This window comes from Desulfovibrio piger (assembly GCF_012843875.1).
Taxonomy (GTDB): Bacteria; Desulfobacterota; Desulfovibrionia; order Desulfovibrionales; family Desulfovibrionaceae; genus Desulfovibrio.
In genome coordinates, this window is the sequence record NZ_JABAFY010000002.1 from 1 (window position 1) to 18,042 (window position 18,042).

At 65.9% G+C, this 18,042-nt stretch carries 11 protein-coding genes; 10 read left to right on the forward strand and 1 reads right to left on the reverse strand.

The features are described 5' to 3' along the window. The first annotated feature begins 612 nt into the window (after positions 1-612). The 8 genes from HF854_RS00710 (at position 613) to HF854_RS00745 (ending at position 12,242) form a co-directional block, all read left to right on the forward strand. Entirely contained in the window at positions 613-1,590 is a 978-nt protein-coding gene (locus HF854_RS00710; protein WP_168934565.1) for a DUF1848 domain-containing protein, read from the forward strand. A gap of 162 nt (positions 1,591-1,752) precedes the next feature. Further along, positions 1,753-2,385, forward strand: coding sequence for a TetR/AcrR family transcriptional regulator (locus HF854_RS00715; RefSeq protein ID WP_239465067.1), 633 nt, complete (start codon positions 1,753-1,755; stop codon positions 2,383-2,385). A 336-nt stretch (positions 2,386-2,721) separates the two neighbouring features. After that, entirely contained in the window at positions 2,722-3,276 is a 555-nt protein-coding gene (locus HF854_RS00720; protein ID WP_168934567.1) for a flavodoxin family protein, read from the forward strand. Positions 3,277-3,677: 401 nt separating this feature from the next. Next, positions 3,678-4,322 (forward strand): precorrin-8X methylmutase, encoded by a 645-nt coding sequence (locus HF854_RS00725; protein WP_168934568.1) that lies wholly within the window; start codon positions 3,678-3,680, stop codon positions 4,320-4,322. Positions 4,323-4,328: 6 nt separating this feature from the next. Then, positions 4,329-5,573 carry a cobalt-precorrin-5B (C(1))-methyltransferase CbiD gene (cbiD, locus tag HF854_RS00730; RefSeq protein ID WP_168934569.1) on the forward strand — a complete coding sequence of 415 codons (1,245 nt, stop codon included), beginning with the start codon at positions 4,329-4,331 and terminating at the stop codon, positions 5,571-5,573. Between the two features lie 45 nt (positions 5,574-5,618). Then, on the forward strand, positions 5,619-7,649 hold the full coding sequence (cobM, locus tag HF854_RS00735) for a precorrin-4 C(11)-methyltransferase (protein WP_168934570.1): 2,031 nt from the start codon (positions 5,619-5,621) through the stop codon (positions 7,647-7,649). Beyond that, complete coding sequence (locus HF854_RS00740; protein ID WP_168934571.1) at positions 7,649-9,631, forward strand: cobyrinic acid a,c-diamide synthase CobB; 1,983 nt, start codon at positions 7,649-7,651, stop codon at positions 9,629-9,631. The genes cobM and HF854_RS00740 overlap by 1 nt, the downstream gene beginning before the upstream one ends. Next, positions 9,621-12,242, forward strand: coding sequence for a cobyric acid synthase (locus HF854_RS00745; RefSeq protein WP_168934572.1), 2,622 nt, complete (start codon positions 9,621-9,623; stop codon positions 12,240-12,242). The genes HF854_RS00740 and HF854_RS00745 overlap by 11 nt, the downstream gene beginning before the upstream one ends. A gap of 172 nt (positions 12,243-12,414) precedes the next feature. On the opposite strand, the gene HF854_RS00750 is transcribed toward HF854_RS00745, so the two are convergent. After that, complete coding sequence (locus HF854_RS00750; protein WP_168934573.1) at positions 12,415-14,511, reverse strand: putative bifunctional diguanylate cyclase/phosphodiesterase; 2,097 nt, start codon at positions 14,509-14,511, stop codon at positions 12,415-12,417. 254 nt (positions 14,512-14,765) lie between these two features. Here HF854_RS00750 and HF854_RS00755 point away from each other — a divergent pair, with 254 nt between their 5' ends. Both HF854_RS00755 and HF854_RS00760 read left to right on the forward strand, forming a co-directional pair. After that, entirely contained in the window at positions 14,766-15,758 is a 993-nt protein-coding gene (locus HF854_RS00755) for an asparaginase (protein ID WP_168934574.1), read from the forward strand. Positions 15,759-16,001: 243 nt separating this feature from the next. Next, complete coding sequence (locus tag HF854_RS00760; protein ID WP_168934575.1) at positions 16,002-18,020, forward strand: alkyl/aryl-sulfatase; 2,019 nt, start codon at positions 16,002-16,004, stop codon at positions 18,018-18,020. Positions 18,021-18,042: the final 22 nt, after the last annotated feature.

The window sequence follows — 18,042 nt, forward strand, 5'->3', positions numbered from 1 at the left end:
GAGAGGCTCGATACGTTCCCACAGCTCATCAGGCACATCACGAAAATCTGTTTGTTTCATGGGACGAGATTACCACACCTTTTAAAATCAAAAAACATGCCGGACATCCTCTTATTTTCGAGATGTAACCTGTGATGATCAAAATCATTTCATCTTTCTTATTTCTCTTGCCATGGCTTTGCTCAGCCTTTATGCTTCACTCATAAAATAATCTGCATTTACTGCTCGCCAAAGTTTTCCTTCGTACTCCTTTCTCCCCCCATTCAGGCCATAGACGCCAAACTCACCGGCATGTTCAAGCGGTTTCACAAATAGCGAGAACCACCGTTGTCCGCGGGAAACGACGTTTTGGCCAATTCTGAAGAGCAGATAGACTGAGCATATACAACCCGGGCAAAAACCGAACAGCTCAGAAGATGACCGAAGAGCGGCTTTCGTACTAACGTCAGAAGGACCTCGATATACTTATGGCTCAGTACCGGCGGCGTGGCCACCAGCAAATGGCCACGCTGCCGCACGCCTGCCTGTCGAGCAGCCTGACTTTCAAAAGTCCCCGTTTTCACTCAAAACACAAACAAAAGCAGTCCAAGACGCACTCCTTTTCCGTTTTTTATGCTCCTCCCCCTCCACTCCCCCCTCGTCATCTCCGCCAGCCGGGCCACGGACATCCCCGCCTTCCACGGGGAGTGGTTCATGGCCCGGCTGCGGGCGGGCTTTTGCCGTCGGCGCAATCCCTTCAATAGCCGTCAGGAGAGCCTCATCTCCTTTGCGCGCACGCGTGTTTTCGTCTTCTGGAGCAAGCATCCCGCGCCCTTCCTGCCGCATCTGGCGGAGATCGCGGCCACAGGGCGGCAATTCTACTTCCAATACACCCTCAATGCCTACGAGGCCGAGGGGCTGGAGCCCGGCCTGCCCTCCCTGTGCCGCCGTCTGGAGACATTCAAGCGGCTGGCGGACACCATCGGCCCGCAGCGGGTCATCTGGCGTTGCGATCCCCTCATCGTGGGCGGCCGCCTGAGTACGGATGCCCTGCTGGAACGTATCGACCGGCTGGGGCGTGAGCTTTCCCCCTATACGGAAAAGCTCGTCTTCAGCTTCGTGGACATGTACCGCAAGACCGCCGCTGCCCTGCAAAGGCTCGATCCGGCCTACCGCGCGCCCACGGTGGACGAGATGCGGGAGCTGGCCCGGGGCATCGCGACCCTGAACGCCGGCTGGCCGCACCGGCTGGAGCTGGCCACCTGCGCCGAAGGCATCGACCTGAGTGCCCTGGGCATCCATAAAAACAAATGTATCGATGATGTCCTCATCCGCCGCCTGTGCCCGCAGGATGCGCTGGTGCAGGCCGAGCTGGCACCCCGCCGGCAGCTCTCCCTCCTGCCCGGCATGGAGACGGCCGCCAGCGCGTCCAAGGATACGGGCCAGCGCACGGCCTGCGGCTGCATCCCCAGCAAGGACATCGGCGCCTATGACAGCTGCCCGCACTTCTGCGTCTATTGCTACGCCAACCGTTCGGAGCAGGCGGTGCGCGCCAATCTTCTGCGCTGCCGCCAGCAGCAGCCCGAAATGCGGGAATGTCTGCTGCCGTAGAGTGGTGTGGGGCGTCCATCTGTCATGAACGATTTTGCGGGGTATTTATTTAGCGCAGACTATAAAAAATTTCCCCGCACTTGCCTTGTCCGCAAAGAGCATTTGAATTTTTTTGCCCCCTGGCCTACACATCATCCCAGACAACCAAGCAAAGGAATGCCCATGCCGACGAACCGTACCTCTGATGCCGCAGCGCGCGGCAAAGGCCGCCCGCGTGCCTTCGATCGGGGCCTGGCCCTGCACCGTGCGCTGGAGGTCTTTTGGCAGCAGGGCTACGCCCCGGCCTCTGTGGCATCCCTGTGCAAGGCCATGAAGATCAATCCCCCCAGCCTCTACGCCACGTTCGGCAACAAGGCCACGCTCTTTCTGGAAGCCCTGCGCCATTACGAGCAGACCTACTGGGAGGCCCCGGCCCAACGCTTTCTGGCCGCTCCCGACATCTATGCGGCGGTCGAGGATTTTTTCCAGGAAGCCGCACAAATCCTGCTTTCGCCGGAAACGCCCTGCGGCTGCATGGTGGTCCTGGCGGCCGTGAACATCGCGGCGGACGAGAAAGAGATCATCGAGACCGTCCGCCAGCTCCGCCTGGCCACCAAGCAGATGTTTGCCGAAAGGCTCCGCCGGGCCATACGCGACAAGCAAATCCCCCCGGATACCGATGTCCCGGCTCTGGCCGGTGCGCTGAACACCCTGCTCGAAGGCCTGTCCCTGCAGGCCCGGGACGGGCTCTTCCAGTCCGAGCTCAAAGCCATCGCGGCCCACGCCGTCCGCATGCTGCCGCCGCGCCTCCCATAGGCCCGCCAGACCTGCTCCTTCTTCCCGCTGTCCGTACGTCTTAGTCCTGTTGCCACTTTTCCTGCCGGCTGTCCCTGGGCAGCAGGTGCGACAAGGGTATTGACATTTTATTAGTGATCATTACAAAAATATGCATACGGACACGACAGCGATCATCCGTCCGCCGAAAGAAAACAAAGGCATGACCGCCCTTCCTCGCCAGCGAGCCCGGACAGCGACTTCAGCCACGGCAGACGCCAAAGGCACGGTCCGGCCTGCCCCGACAGGATACGCGTAGAGCCATGCCCACCATCAATACAACCACAGTGCCGCCTATGCGGTACAGGAGGGAACACCATGAGCAAGAAAATCCTTATTCTCAACGGAAGTCCCCGCAGCAAGGGCAATACGGCCATGCTGTGTGATGCTTTGAGCGCCGGTGCCCGGAGCGCGGGCCATCAGGTGACCCGGTTCGACCTCCACAAGCTGGATATCCACGGCTGTCTGGGCTGTGTGAAGGGCGGTAAGGACCCCGCAAGCCCCTGCGTGCAAAAGGACGATATGGGGCTCATCTACCCCGCCTACCGGGAAGCCGATATCGTCGTGCTGGCATCGCCCATGTATTACTGGGGCTTTTCCGGCCAGCTGAAAACGGCTTTTGACCGCCTTTTTGCCGTGGCCGAATGCTTCCCCGGCTATGCCAATCCGCACAAAGAGTGCGCGCTCATCATGGCGGCCGAAGGCAATAGCGCTGACAACTGGAAACCGGTGCTGGATTACTACCACGCGCTCCTGGGCTTCCTTGGCTGGCAAGATCGCGGACAGGTCCTGGCCGGCGGTGTGTTCGAAGCCGGAGCCGTGGCCGGGCAGCCTGTTCTGGATCAGGCGTTCCGCTTTGGGGCTTCGCTGTAGATAGGAGCCAGGTACATCCGTTTTCCCCGTGACGCCGTACCCGCTGCGGCGTCACGGCCGTTTTACGACACATGCGCTATCCCGCTCCTGCCCCGCTACACCATCCCGAACCATGATGGCCATCCGGTACACCAATCTGGAAGCATCATCGCAGAGCTTTCCCGCCCTCTTCCATAAGAATAACGACACACTGCCGTATATCTTCTTGCCCGTCTGCCAAAGGCCGGCGCCAGCACGCCTGCCTGTCCCCCATCAGACAGGCCTTTCCTTCCCGAACATTTCTTGTACGACTGGCGGCGCCGCCCCGACCCGCCACTTCCCCTCTTGCACAGCACGCCGATTTTCTGCATTCTTGTCGCGATTTTCCCGACCTTTCTGACTGCTGTTCAGCAGGATATCCCATGGAAACGATTCGCTGGAACATGAGCCCCGCAGAGATCGAGCAGGAGAGCTTCCGCCGCATCGAAGCCGAATGCGACCTGCACCGTACCCTGTCCGCCCCGCACTGGCGCGTGGCACGCCGCCTTATCCACACCACGGCGGACATGCACATCGCGGATACCCTTGTCTTCCGCCATGATCCGGTGGCCGCCGGACTGGCCGCCCTGCGCCGCAAGGCCCCCATCTTCTGTGATTCCCAGATGCTGCGCTCCGGCCTGTCCCTGCCCAAACTGCGCACGCTCCATCCGGGCTACGGGCCTGAAGACCTGCACTGCTACATCACGGATCCCGATGTGGTGGAGCGGGCCCGCGCCGAAGGCCATACCCGCGCCCTGTGCAGCGCCGAAAAAGCCCGTCCCCTGCTGGATGGCGGCATCGTGCTCATCGGCAATGCACCCTTGGCCCTGGCCCGCATCGCCCGCTATATCCTTGAAGAAGGCGTCCGCCCGGCCCTGGTGGTGGGCATGCCCGTGGGCTTCGTCAACGTAGTGGAATCCAAGGATCTCCTGGCCCGCTGCCCTGTGCCCCAGATCGTGCTGGAAGGCCGTCGCGGCGGCAGCGCCCTGGCCGTCACCACCCTGCACGCCGTCATGGAGAGCGCCTAGACCGCCATGGGCCGCAAAGACCACACGTCCCTGCGCTGGGGCTATTCCACCGGCGCCTGCGCGGCCGCGCTGGCCGTGGCCTGCTGGCAGTCCCTGCGGACGGGCACGCCACCGGCCGTGGTGCCCGTGCTGTTCGGCGACGGCAAGGAGCGCCTCCTGCCCATGCGGCCGCCCGCTCCGGGCCGCATGGCCGAGATGGTCAAGGACGGCGGCGACGACCCCGACTGCACGCATGGTGCGGTGCTCTTTGCCCGCCTTTCCGCCTGCGCGCCCGATGATGCCCGGCCGGAGGACCATCGCCTCGACGCAGGCGCAGCAGTGCTCATCCTGCGTGCCGTGGAAGGTATCGGCCGCTGCACCCGGCAGGGCCTGGACTGCCCGCCCGGCAAATGGGCCGTCACCGGCGGCCCGCGTCGCCTGCTGGCCGAGAACCTGGCCCGCGCGGGCATGACCGACGGCTGCTGGCTGCTGGAACTGGGCGTGGAGAACGGCGCGGAGCTGGCCCGCCACACCCTCAATCCCCGGCTGGGCGTGGAAGGCGGCATCTCCATCCTGGGCAGCACGGGTCTGGTGCGGCCTTACAGCCACGCCGCCTATGTGGAGACCGTGCGCCTGTGCGTACGGGCCCGGCAACGCAGCGGCGGCCGCGAGATGGTCTTCTGTACCGGCGGCCGCACCCAGGCGGGAGCCCGCCGCCAGCTGCCCCACTGGCCGGAAAGCGCCTTCGTCTGCATCGGGGATTTCATCGCCGACAGTCTGGGCATCGCCGCCCGTCACCGGATGCAGGAGGTGGTCGTGGCCTGCATGGCGGGCAAGCTCTGCAAGTATGCCGCGGGCTTCGCCAACACCCACGCCCATCAGGTGGAACAGGACATGGCCCTGCTGCGCCGTCAGGTGCAGGCCTGCCTGCCCGGAGAGACCGCCCTGCACGAGGCCCTGCATCACAGTGCGTCCGTGCGCGAGGCCCTGCTCTCCATCCCCGAAGCCGGGCGCCAGCCCGTGCTGCATGGGCTGGCCCGGGCGACCCTGGAACACTTTTCCCGCCGGGCTCCCGACGTGCCGTCCCTGCATCTGCTGGTCTTCGACTTTGACGGCACCTTCCTGTTCAAGGAAAGCCTGCGGCACGCTCCCGGCACGGTGGCGGCCCCTCTGCCGCCCCCGGACGACGGCACGACCGACAGCCCGGAAGACACTTCTTCTGACGGACAGGCCCCGGACATCGGCCTGCGCTATTTCATCGACAGGCCCTGACCGCCCTGCGGCCGGAGCCCCTTACCTCTCCCTGTGAGTTTGCCCATGAACATGCCCTTTGTGGAAATCGTCGGCGCCGGTCCCGGTGCGGAAGACCTTATCACCGTGCGCGGCCTGCGGGCCCTGCAGCAAGCCGATCTGGTGGTCTATGCCGGTTCGCTGGTGGCTCCTGCCCTGCTGCGCCACTGCCGCCCGGACTGCCTTTGCCGGGACAGTGCCTCCATGGATCTGGCGGAACAGGTGGCCGTCATGAGCGAGGCCGCGCTGGCGGGCAAGCGCGTGGTGCGCCTGCACACCGGTGATCCCGCCCTTTATGGTGCCATCGACGAACAGATCCGGGGGCTGGCCAAACGGGGCATCACCGTGCGCATCACCCCCGGCGTGAGCAGCGTGTTTGCCGCCGCCGCGGCCCTGGGCTGCGAGCTGACCGGCCCGGAAACGGCCCAGAGCGTCATCCTGACCCGCACGCCCGGCCGCACGCCCATGCCTGCTGGCGAGCAGGCCGCCGCTTTTGCCCGCACGGGGGCCACGCTGGCCTTTTTCCTCAGCACGGGCAAGGTGGCCGATCTGATGGCGGAACTGCAGGATGCGGGCGGTCTTGCGCCGGATACGCCCGCCGCGGCCGTCTACCGCGCCTCCTGGCCTGACGAGCAGGTCGTGCGCGGCACGGTGGCCGATCTGGCCCGCAAGGTGGAAGAAGCTGGCTTCCGGCGGCAGTCCCTTATTTTGGTGGGCCGTGCCCTGGCTGCTTCCGCGACGGTCTCGCGCCTGTACGACGGCTCTTTTTCCCACGGCTACCGCAACAGCCTGCCCGACGAGGCCTTCCTCGGCACCTGCGCCCTCTATGCCGCCAGCCCGGCGGGACTGGCCCAGGCGCGTACGCTGGCCGCCGCACTGGCGCAGGGCGACGCCCCCGCTCCCGTGATCTTCGCCGCCTGCCCGGCCGATGACCAGCAGCCTGCCCCGCAGCCCGTGGCCGACATGGCCGCTGCTCTGGCTGATGCCCTGCCCCGCTTCGATGCCCACATCATCCTGGGCACGCCCCGTCAGGTCTTGCCCCTGCTGCCCGCCGCCACCGGGGACGCTGCCGTCATCTGCTGCGCCGAGAGCGGCCGCCATGCCGTCTGCCTGCTGGACGGCCCGGATCATGCCGGTGACCGTCTGACCCGGCGCGTGGCCCGCATCACCGGCGGGCTGGCCATCACCGGCCCGACTGAAGCGGAGAAAGAAAACGACACGCCTGCTGCGGTCTCTCCGGCAGCTACCACGGCATCCGCGGTCCCCTCGTCCCCGCACGGCGAGGTGCTGGTGGTGGGCCTGGGCTCCGGCGACCCTGCCCAGCTCACGCCCGAAGTGGATGCGGCCCTGCGCCGCTGCGATACTGTGGCCGGGTACAGCAAATATGTGGATTTCATCCGCGACCGCATCCACGGCAAGCGCCTCATCGAGACCGGCATGAAGGGCGAGGTGGAACGCTGCCGCGACGCCCTGGCCGCTGCCGCTGCCGGGGCCACGGTCTGCATGGTCTGCTCCGGTGACCCGGGCATTTTGGCCATGGCCGGGCTGCTGTTCGAGCTGCGCGCCCGCGAACAGGCCTTCCGCGACCTGCCCATCCGGGTGCTGCCCGGCATCACGGCTGCCAGCACGGCCGCTGCGGCGCTGGGGGCCCCCCTGCAGAACGGTTTTTCGCTGGTCAGCCTCTCCGACCTGCTGGTGCCCGCTGACGAAGTGCGCCGCAACCTGCGGGCCGTGGCGCAGTCGGCCCTGCCCGTGACCCTGTACAATCCTGCCGGGCGCAAGCGCCGCCGGCTGCTGGCCGAGGCCCTGGACATCTTCCGCGAGGCCCGCGGCGGTGACATCCTCTGCGCCTTCGTGCGTCATGCCGGCCGCCCGGAAGAGACGCGCTGGATCGGCCGTCTGGCCGACCTGCCCGCCGATGACGTGGATATGTCCACGCTGGTGCTCATCGGCAGCGCACGCACGGTCACGGATCGGGGCGCGCTGTTCGAAGCCCGCGGCTATGCGGAAAAATATCTGGACAAGGACGCCCCCGCGTCCACCGCGGACGGTCGCTGATGCGGGACTTCCACGCTTTTTGTCTGGCCGCTCCCCGCTCCGGCGAGGGCAAGACCGCCGTGGCCGTGGCCCTGATGCGGGCACTTGTCCGCCGGGGCCTTGCCGTGCAGGGCTGCAAATGCGGGCCGGATTACATCGACCCCACATTCCATGCGCTGGCTACCGGTCGCCCGGCCTGCAATCTGGATACCTGGATGATGGGCGAGGCCGGTGTGCGCGCCCAGTGGCGGGCCGCCGTGCAGGGAGCCGACGCCGCTGTCTGCGAGGGTGTCATGGGCCTGCTGGACGGCCGCTCCCCGGACGACCTTTCCGGCAGCACGCTGGATTGTGCCCGTGTGTTGCACCTGCCCGTGCTGCTGGTGGTCAACGTGCGGGGCATGGCCGCCTCGCTGACGGCGCTGGTGGAGGGGTTCCAGCAACAGGCGGCACGTCATGGCGTCCGGCTGGCGGGCGTCATCGCCAACAATGCCGGCAGCCCGCGCCATGCGGATATTCTGCGTCAGGCGCTGGAAAAGGCCGGGCTGCCGCCCCTGCTGGGCGCCCTGCCCCGCCACGAGGCTTGCCGCATCCCCGAACGGCAGCTGGGCCTGCTGCCCGCGGCTGAAAGCGACTGCGATACGGTGTGGACGGACCGTCTGGCGGAACTGGCGGAAAATCATGTGGATCTGGACCGCCTGCTGGCTCTGACGCGCCGGCCCCGGCCGCTGGGGCCGCCCCTGCCCGCCCCCAGACAGCGGCAGCGGCGGCTGGCTGTGGCCCGGGACGAGGCGTTTTGCTTTTATTACCGCGCCAACGAGGACGCCCTGCGCGCCCGCGGCTGGGAGATCGTCCCCTTCTCGCCCCTGCGGGATACGGCCCTGCCGCCGCAGCCGGATGCCCTGTATCTGGGCGGCGGCTACCCGGAAGCCTTCGCCGCCCAACTGTCCGCCAATACGGCCATGCGTAGCGCCATCAGGAACTTCGCCGCCGCGGGCGGCGAGATCTACGCCGAGTGCGGCGGTTACATGTATCTGTGTGCCGGACTGGAAGCCGCCGCCGAGGGGCACGGTCTGGATGGGGAGTGCCGCGTCTGGCCCATGTGCGGCGTGCTGGAGGCCACGGCCCGCATGGGGCAGGGCCTGCGCTCGCTGGGTTACCGCGATGTCCGCTTCACGGGAGGCGCGCCCCTGGGCCTGCCTCTGGAGACCTGCCGGGGCCACGAGTTCCACTGGTCGCACATCGAGCTGCACCGGCCTTATGCGCCCCTCTACGACGTCACGGACCGTACGGGCACCCGTCCCGAGGGCGTGCATCACGGCAATGTACGGGCGGGCTATGTGCATCTTTACTGGGGCGGTCTGGCCGATGCCGCCGCTGGCGGGAATATGGATATGGAAACGGCCCCTGCCGCTCCTGCCCCCCACAGTCCTGCCGGACAGGTGATCCTGCTCAACGGCCCCTCCAGTGCGGGCAAGAGCACCCTGGCCCGCGCCCTGCAAGAAAAGCTGCTGGCCGACCACGGCCGCCACAGCATCATCCTGTCCATGGACGATCTGCTGCGGGCCTGTCCCGGCCGTCCGGGGGCCCTGCTGCAGGGCATGGCCGCCACGGGCCTGCCCCTGACCGCCATCCTGCACGCGGCCACGGCCGAAGCCGCGCACGCCGGGGCATGGGTCATCGTGGACCATGTGCTGGGTGAGCGCCCGGACTGGATAGACGACCTGTGGCGGCGCCTGCGGGGTATCCCCGTCCTGCCCGTGCAGGTCTGCTGCGAACTGGGCGAACTGGAACGCCGGGAAAAGGGCCGTACCGACCGCACGCCGGATTGGCCCCATGCCGCCCGGCAGGCGCGGGACATCCACGCGCCCCTGCCCGGCGAGCTGCGTATCGATACCAGTTGCACCAGTCCCGAGCACTGCGCGGCCCGCATCCTTTCCGCTCTTGGCCTTCACGGCAAGGCCATGCCGTCACCGACCCTTGAGGAGGACTCCCATGAAGCCTGAGGCACACGGCGGCGACCGGCTGCGCATGGCCGCACTGGCCGGGCGCGCCCCTAACAGCCTGCTGGATTTCAGCGTCAACGTCCGTCCCGAAGGCGCACCGGAATTCCTGCGTCTGGCGCTTTGTCGCGCCCTGGACCATATCTCGGCCTATCCTTCCCCCCATGCGGAAGAGGCCATGGAGGCCGCCGCCCGCGTCTACGGCCTGCCTGCGGACTGCTTCGTGTTCGGTAACGGCACCAACGAGCTCATCCACCTGCTGGCCCGTGTCCTCAAGGAAGACGGCACTCCCTGCGCGGCCGTGATCGAACCGGCCTTCAGCGAATACGCCCTAGCCTGCGGACTGGCCGGGCTGAAGGTACGCCATCCGGACTGCGGCGTGCGCCGCGACGGGGACAGCGACGAGGACATGCTCCGGCAGCTGCTCTCCCTGCTGGCGGACGTCCCGGCCCGGGCAGCCGTCTGGCTTGCCAATCCGGGCAACCCTTCCGGATCTTTCCTGCCGCCCACTTCCTGCCGCCGTCTGCTGGAGGCCCGCCCCGACCTGCTCTGGATCATCGACGAAGCCTTTGCCGCCTATGCGGGCCCCGACGACGTCTCTTCCCTCATCACGCAGCTGCCGGACAATGCCGTGCTGCTGCGCTCCCTGACCAAGTTCCATGCCGTGCCCGGCGTGCGCCTGGGCTATATGGTCACACGGGCGGAACGGGCACGGCGATGGCGCAGACAGCTGCCCGCCTGGAGCGTCAATGCCTTTGCCCTGGCCGCCGCACAGGCCGTGCTGGCGGATACGTCGGACTTTGCCGACCGGACACGGGACGAGAACCGCCGCCGCCGCGAACATCTGTGCGCCTGCCTGCGCGACGTACCCGGCATCACGGCCTTCCCCTCGCTGGCCAACTATGTGCTGTTCCGCTGTGAACAGGCCCCGGCGGACCTGTATGCCCGCCTGCTGCGGGAATACGGCATCGCCGTGCGCGACTGCTCCAATTATCGCGGCATGGAAGACGGCAGCTGGTTCCGTGCCGCCGTGCGGCTGGAAGAAGACCATCAGCGGCTGGCCGACGCCCTGCGCGGCATCCTGCACCCGTCCGTGCCCGTGCCGCCGCGCCCGCGCTCCCGGCGTCCCGCCCTCATGCTGCAGGGCACGTCCTCCGATGCGGGCAAAAGCATCCTGGCCGCCGCCTTCTGCCGCATCCTGCGTCAGGACGGCTATGACGTGGCTCCGTTCAAGGCCCAGAACATGTCCCTCAACTCCGGGGTGACCGCCCTTGGCGAAGAGATGGGGCGCGCCCAGATCGTCCAGGCCCAGGCGGCCCGCATCGATCCCGAAGCCCTCATGAATCCCGTGCTGCTCAAACCGCATTCGGAGACCGGGTCACAGGTCATCGTCCTGGGCAAACCCGTGGGGCACATGCAGGCCCGCGAATATTTCCGCTACAAGGCCGGGCTCTGGCAGACCGTGCGCGACGCCTACGACACGCTGGCCGACCGGCACGAGGTCATGGTCCTGGAAGGGGCAGGCAGCCCAGGCGAGGTGAACCTCAAGCAGCACGACATCGTCAACATGCGCATGGCCGCCCACGCGCAGGCCTCGGTGCTGCTGGTGGGCGACATCGACCGCGGCGGGGTCTATGCCTCGCTGCTGGGCACCTGGATGACCCTGGAACAGCAGGAGCGCTCCCTGCTGGCGGGCTGGCTCGTCAACAAGTTCCGGGGCGACGCTTCCTTTCTGGAACCGGCCCATGCCTATGTGCGGCAGGCCACCGGCATCCCGGTGCTGGGCGTCATCCCCTGGCTGCGCAATATCAACATCCCGGATGAAGACATGGCGGGCTTCCCCTGGTCGCAGGCGGCGGACACCACACCGCCCCCGCCCGGCATCCTCGACATCGCCGTGGTCATGCCCCGGCATGTGTCCAACTTCACCGATATGACGCCTCTGGCCGCCGAACCGGACGTGCGCCTGCGGGCCGTGCGCCGGGCCGAAGACTGGGGGCAGCCTCATGTGGTCATCCTGCCCGGTACCAAGAGCGTGGCCGCCGACCTGGCCGCGCTGCGGGCCGACGGTCTGGCCGAGCTCATCTGCCGCCATGCCGCCCGGGACGGCTGGCTGCTGGGCATCTGCGGCGGGCTCCAGATGCTGGGGCGCGCCATCCTCGATCCGCTGGGGCTGGAATCCGCCGCGCCTTCCGTGCCCGGCCTCGGGCTCATGGATCTGGAATCCACCTTTGCTGCGGACAAGACGCTGGTCAGCGTGCGCCGGGCCGCCACGCCGCTGCCGGTCATGACCGGCGGTTACGAGATCCATCACGGCCATACCAGCCACGGCCCGTCGGCCCTGCCCCTTTTCGTGCGCGAGGGCCAAGGCGCTCCGGAAGAACGCATCTGCGGCTATGTGAGCGGCCGTCGCTGGGCCACTTATCTGCACGGTCTGTTCGATGACGACGCCTTCCGCCGTGCCTGGCTCGACCATGTGCGGCAGGACGTGGGCCTGGAGCCGCAGGGCCGCCAGCTGGTGCGCTGCGATCTGGAAGCCTCGCTGGACCGCCTGGCCGACGTGGTGCGCCAGAATGTGGACATGAAGGCCATTTGCAAGCGTCTGGGCCTGTGAGGAACTACGGCCCAGCCGTAATACGGGACGACGGCCCGGCAGATGCAGCTGCCGTCATCCCCGCAACAGCGCCCCGCTGCGAGGATGTTTTGCCGTTGCGCGCCCCGGGCGTTCAACTGGCTGAAGACCATAAAAAAGCCACCCTTTGCGGGCGGCTTTTTTGCGCTCCCTGTCAGGACAGCAGGGCGGCGAACTGTTCCACCGGGAGCGGCTGGCTGAGCAGATAGCCCTGGGCCCTGGGACAGCCCAGTTTGCGCAGGACAGCCAGCTGTTCCTCGGTCTCCACGCCCTCGGCAACGGTACGGATGCCCATATCCTCCGCAGCCTCGATGACCAGACGCAGCAGACGCTGCCGTTTGTCGCTGCCGCACAGGTCATCCATCAGGCTCTTGTCCAGCTTGAGCTCATCGAAGCCCAGACGCGCCAGGGTCATGAGATTGGCATAGGCCACACCGAAATCGTCGATGGCCACCCGGAAGCCTTTGGCCCGGATGCTGTCCACGACCTTCTGGAACGTACGGTAATCCTCCGTACTGGCCGTTTCCGTGATCTCCACCTGCAACAGCTCGGCCGGGATGTCGAACTTTTGCCTGATCTCCTCCAGCCTGTCGGCCACTTCAGGAAAGGCCAGCGTCGTACGGGAAAAATTCACGGCCATGGGCACCAGCGGCCGCCCCTCGTCCCGCCAGCGTTTCAGGCAGGCGCAGACCTTGCCGAACACATGCAGGTCCACCTGCAGCATGGCGTACAGGGATTCCAGCAGGGGGATGAATTGCGTGGGCGGGATGACCTTGCCCTCGCTTATCAGGCGCAGCAGGATCTCGCCGCCGACCACCGCGCCATCCGCCACCCGGAACTGGGGCTGGCAATACAGGGTAAAGCTGTCCGAGGCCAGCAGCTCTTCCAGACGGCCGGGCCGGGCCAGGTCGAGGACGTCGTCCAGCCCGCTCCGGTAACGACCGCTCTGGGGCGACGAACGGTAAAAATCCCGCTTGGCGGCAAACATCCGGGCATCGGCGGCGATCAGGCCTTCGCCTATATCGTCTTCGCGGCGCACCCAGGCGCAGCCTACAGAGGCGGTAAAGCCCAGCGTCCCGGCAAACAGGGAACGCACCCGCTCCACATCCCTGCGGAACTCCCATTCGTCCCCTCCCTGCCACAGCAGGACAAATTCGTCACCGCCCATGCGGTATACGGCCGTATCCGGCAGGAGCTCATGGACCGAACGGCTCACCGCCGCCAGGACGGCGTCCCCGCCGCTGTAGCCGTCGCCGTCATTGATGTCCTTGAGGCCGTTGATGTCCAGGAAGATGACGCCGATGTCGGCATCCCGCTTCTGCACGTCGCGCTGGAAAGCATTGCGGTTGAACACCCCGGTCAGCTGGTCGTGGTAGCTGAGGAAATGCAGCTCGTTCAGCGAATCCCGCCGCCACAGGGAGGAGCTGAGGAAAAACTTCATGGACGACAGCAGCACCCGGGAAGAATCGATACGCTCGGGATCCAGGTTGTCCACGCCCACAAAACCGCGCAGGCTCTTGCCGTTCCAAAGCGGGAACACCAGCAGGGAGTGGATGTCCTGGCGTTTGAGCACGGCGTATTCTTCAGGACTGCTTTCACGCAGGCTTTCCACATCCGTGGTCAAAATGGGCTGGTGGGCGTAGAAGTTGGGCATCCAGCGGGCAATGCCCCCCACAGGGACATTGGCCAGGAATTCCTTTTGCGGCACGACGCCCTCACGACACCATTCAAATGTATTGCGGACGACATCGTCAGAGAACTCAAAGATATAGGCCCTGTCCGCCTGCAAATATTCGCCGATGGCGGCCAGCACGTCGTCGATCAGGAAAGGCAGGTCGGCATCCTGCCGGTACAGCTTGCGGGCGCAGTGGTTGATGAAGTTCTGCAGGGAAAGATTCTTGTCCAGCTGTTCCTGCAGGAGCACATGCTCCGTGATGTCCGAGGCGATCTCCGTCCTGACCTGCCTGCCGTTGAACTCGCAAATGCTGTCGCTCAGCAAAAAATGGCGTCCGACAAGCTGGTTGTAGAACTTCCATACATAGCAGCCGTCCTGGGAAAGCTTGCCGTTGGTACAAAAAGGACAGGGATCCCGCCGTCCCTGCAGGATCTCGTAACATTTGCCATGCAATCTCTGGGGGATGTGGAATTCTTCTGCCAGGGCCCTGTTGTAGTAGAGCAGCTCGTAGGTCTCCATGTCGGCGATGTAGACCAGCTCCTGCAGGTTATCCAGGATCTTTTCATGCATGTTCATGATGCTACCCGAAAGAAGGACTGAAAAAATGCGGAATCGGCGGCGAAACCATGTAAATGAGTTCCAATGGCACGGGACAGATGCAGCGTAAAGGAAGGAAACACCCCAAAAGCCGCCACCGGACAAAAATATCCTTTCCCCGCCATATCCTTGAGCAATCTTCGCAAGTCGGGTACAAGTCTCCCGTTGCCGCCGTCCGGGGCGGCACGCCGGCTGTTTTTCCCTTTTTTTATGCAAGACATACGGAACCACCCATGTCAAAAGTCGTCATCATCACTACCGGCGGCACCATCGCCATGCAGCATGACAGCGTGACCGGTGCGGCCGTGCCCGCTGTCAGCGGTGCGGACCTTGTCCGGGCCATCCCCGGCCTGGGCAGCGTCTGCGATCTGGAAGTACGCGAGTTCGACAACCTGCCGAGCCCGGCCATCACGCCTGACCACATGTTCCGCCTGGCGGCCATGGTCCGGCAGTATCTGGCCATGGACGACGTCAGCGGCGGCGTCATCACCCACGGCACGGACAGTCTGGAAGAAAGCGCCTATTTCCTCGATCTTTCCCTGGAAGGCCACAAGCCTGTCTGTTTCACGGCAGCCATGCGCTCCGGTGACGAGCTCAGCCCCGACGGGCCGCGCAACATCCTGGCGGCCGTGCGCGTGGCGGCCTCACGCTCGGCCCGCAACATGGGCAGCCTTGTGGTCATGAACGAGCAGATCCACGCCGCCCGCGAAGTCACCAAGACCCACGCCGCCAACGTGGCCACCTTCCAGTCCCCCTGGTGGGGCCCCCTGGGTGTGGTGGACGGCGACAGGGTCATCTTCCGCAGGGCCCAGCTGGGCCGCCAGACCTTTTTGCCCCACAGCCTGTGCAAAAAGGTCGACCTCATCAAGCTGGTCACCGGTTCCGATGCCGCCTATCTGGACTTTGCCGTCTCGCGCGGTGTGGACGGCATCGTGGTGGAAAGCTTCGGCCGCGGCAACGTGCCGCCCTATGTGATCCCCGGTATCTCGCGCGCCCTGGAGAAAGGGATCATCGTGGTCAACGCCACCCGCACGGGCGGCCGCGTGCTGGACGAATACGGCTACGAGGGCGGCATGCTGCAACAGCACAAGATGGGCGTCATCATGGCCGGAGAACTGAGCGCCGCCAAGGCCCGCCTCAAGCTCATGCTCATCCTCAGCCAGTACGGCCCCGACGGTCGTCCCGATCCCGCGGAAGTGGCCCGCTACTTCGAGCACAGCATGTGATCCTGCGGCGGGTGGCCCCGCCCCCAAAGCATGCCCAAAGGCCGGAGCCTCTCCGGCCTTTTTTATCCGTTCCCGGCCTGTCCCGGCCGCATGCCCTAGTCCGGAATCCGCTTGCCTTCGACCGGGACGGACGCGATACTGGCAAAAGATCCGGCAGCGGACCCGTCCCGTGCCGGGATCTCTCCAAAGGTCCGCCTTCCTGTGGCCGGCCTTTTCCCGAGCATACCCCGATGGAGGGAACCCATGCGTACCTTGCTGACTTCGGCCCTGTGCGCCGCCCTGCTGTCCTGCGGCCCCGGCGTTGCCTGGGCGGCTCCTGCCCCAGATGCCGCGGACATGAGCAAACCGGCCACGGAGCACACACGCGCCGCCCACGCGGCCATGAGCAAAGAAGTGGACTTTGCCGACCGGCAGGATTTTCAGGATGCCCAGCGCGGCTTTCTGGCTCCCCTGCCGGACAGGGGCCGCATCCTCGAAGCCAACGGCCGCGAGACCTGGAACCTGGCCCCCTATGATTTTCTGGCCCCGGCCATGAGCCGCGATTTTCCGCCGTCGGTCATCATGCCCACCCAGGCGCCGGATACGGTCAATCCTTCCCTGTGGCGGCAAAGCCAGCTGGTGCTGCGCGACGGCCTCTACAAGGTCGTGGACCGCCTCTACCAGATCCGCAATGCCGACCTTTCCAACATGACCATCATCGAGGGCGACAGCGGCATCATCGTGGTCGATCCGCTTATCTCCGCCGAGAACGCCGCGGCGGCCCTCAAGCTCTATTACGCCCACCGGCCGCACAAGCCGGTGGTGGCCGTCATCTATTCCCACAGCCATGTGGACCATTACGGCGGCGTGCACGGCGTGGTAGATGAAAAGGACGTGGCCGCCGGCAAGGTGCGGATCATCGCGCCCGGGGGCTTCATGGAAGCGGCCGTGGCCGAGAACGTGCTGGCCGGCAATGCCATGAGCCGCCGGGCCCAGTACATGTACGGCTCCCTGCTGCCGCCCTCGCCGCGCGGGCATGTGGGCGCCGGGCTGGGGCTGGCCACCTCCCGCGGCACGTCGGGCCTGCTGGAGCCCACCCACCTCATCGAAAAGGATGGCGAGACCCTGCAGCTGGACGGCCTGACCTTCATCTTCCAGTTGGCACCCAACACCGAGGCCCCGGCGGAGATGCACTGGTACATCCCTGAGCTCAAGGCCCTGACCGCCGCCGAGAACTGCACCCACACCATGCACAACCTCTACACCCTGCGCGGGGCCAAGGCGCGCGATCCCCTGTGCTGGAGCCGTGCCCTGGACGAGAGCCTGCAGCGCTGGGGCGGCGAGGCGGAGGTCCTGTACGGCATGCACCACTGGCCCGTCTGGGGAGCGGAACGGGTGCGTACCGAGCTGGGCCTGATGCGGGACCTGTACCGCTACATCAATGACCAGACCCTGCATCTGGCCAATAAAGGCCAGACCATGCTGGAGATCGCGGAGACCCTGCGTCTGCCTCCCGAACTGCAGCGGGTCTTCAGCCTGCGCGGCTATTACGGCAGCCTCAACCACAATGCCAAGGCCGTGTACAACTATTATCTGGGCTGGTTCGACGGCAACCCCGCGCACCTGCACATGCTGGCCCCGGTGGAGGCCGCCCGCAAATATGTGGAATACATGGGCGGTGCCGATGCCGTCCTGAAGCGGGCCCGCAAGGACTTTGAGGCCGGTCAGTACCGCTGGGTGGCCCAGGTGCTCGACCACGTGATCTTTGCCGAGCCGGACAACAAGGCCGCCCGCGAGCTGGCCGCCGATGCCCTGGAACAGCTGGGCTATCAGGCCGAGAGCGCCCCCTGGCGCAACTTTTACCTGAGCGGCGCCCGCGACCTGCGGGGCCTGCCGCCCGCCGTGCCCGCCAATGCCGCCAGCCCCGTCAACACGCAGGCCAGGGCCATGCCCGCGGCCCTGTACTTCGACTATCTGGGCGTGCGTCTGGATGGAATCCGGGCCCAGGGCAAGACGCTGGATCTGCTCATCCGCCTGACAGACACGCAGGAAGGCTGGGAACTGCATCTGGCCAACAGCGTGCTCACGGCGCACAGGGCGGATCGTGACCGTCGTGCCCCCCTGCTCACCTGCACCCGCCTTCAGATGATGGCCCTGTTCGAAGGCCGCCTGACGCCTGAACAGGCCGTGCAGCAGGGCCTGCTCCAGAACGCCGCACCGGTGAAGGAACTGCTCTCCCTGCTGGACAGCTTCCGTCCCGATTTTCAGCTGGTGCTGCCGTAAACCATCCCTGCTGACGCAAAAC

Coding starts and splice junctions, on each gene's coding strand:
- HF854_RS00745 (WP_168934572.1), top strand. CDS start 9,621: ATGAAGCCTGAGGCACACGGCGGCGACCGGCTGCGCATGGCCGCACTG.
- HF854_RS00725 (WP_168934568.1), top strand. CDS start 3,678: ATGGAAACGATTCGCTGGAACATGAGCCCCGCAGAGATCGAGCAGGAG.
- HF854_RS00715 (WP_239465067.1), top strand. CDS start 1,753: ATGCCGACGAACCGTACCTCTGATGCCGCAGCGCGCGGCAAAGGCCGC.
- HF854_RS00760 (WP_168934575.1), top strand. CDS start 16,002: ATGCGTACCTTGCTGACTTCGGCCCTGTGCGCCGCCCTGCTGTCCTGC.
- HF854_RS00755 (WP_168934574.1), top strand. CDS start 14,766: ATGTCAAAAGTCGTCATCATCACTACCGGCGGCACCATCGCCATGCAG.
- cobM (WP_168934570.1), top strand. CDS start 5,619: ATGAACATGCCCTTTGTGGAAATCGTCGGCGCCGGTCCCGGTGCGGAA.
- cbiD (WP_168934569.1), top strand. CDS start 4,329: ATGGGCCGCAAAGACCACACGTCCCTGCGCTGGGGCTATTCCACCGGC.
- HF854_RS00710 (WP_168934565.1), top strand. CDS start 613: ATGCTCCTCCCCCTCCACTCCCCCCTCGTCATCTCCGCCAGCCGGGCC.
- HF854_RS00720 (WP_168934567.1), top strand. CDS start 2,722: ATGAGCAAGAAAATCCTTATTCTCAACGGAAGTCCCCGCAGCAAGGGC.
- HF854_RS00750 (WP_168934573.1), bottom strand. CDS start 14,511: ATGAACATGCATGAAAAGATCCTGGATAACCTGCAGGAGCTGGTCTAC.
- HF854_RS00740 (WP_168934571.1), top strand. CDS start 7,649: ATGCGGGACTTCCACGCTTTTTGTCTGGCCGCTCCCCGCTCCGGCGAG.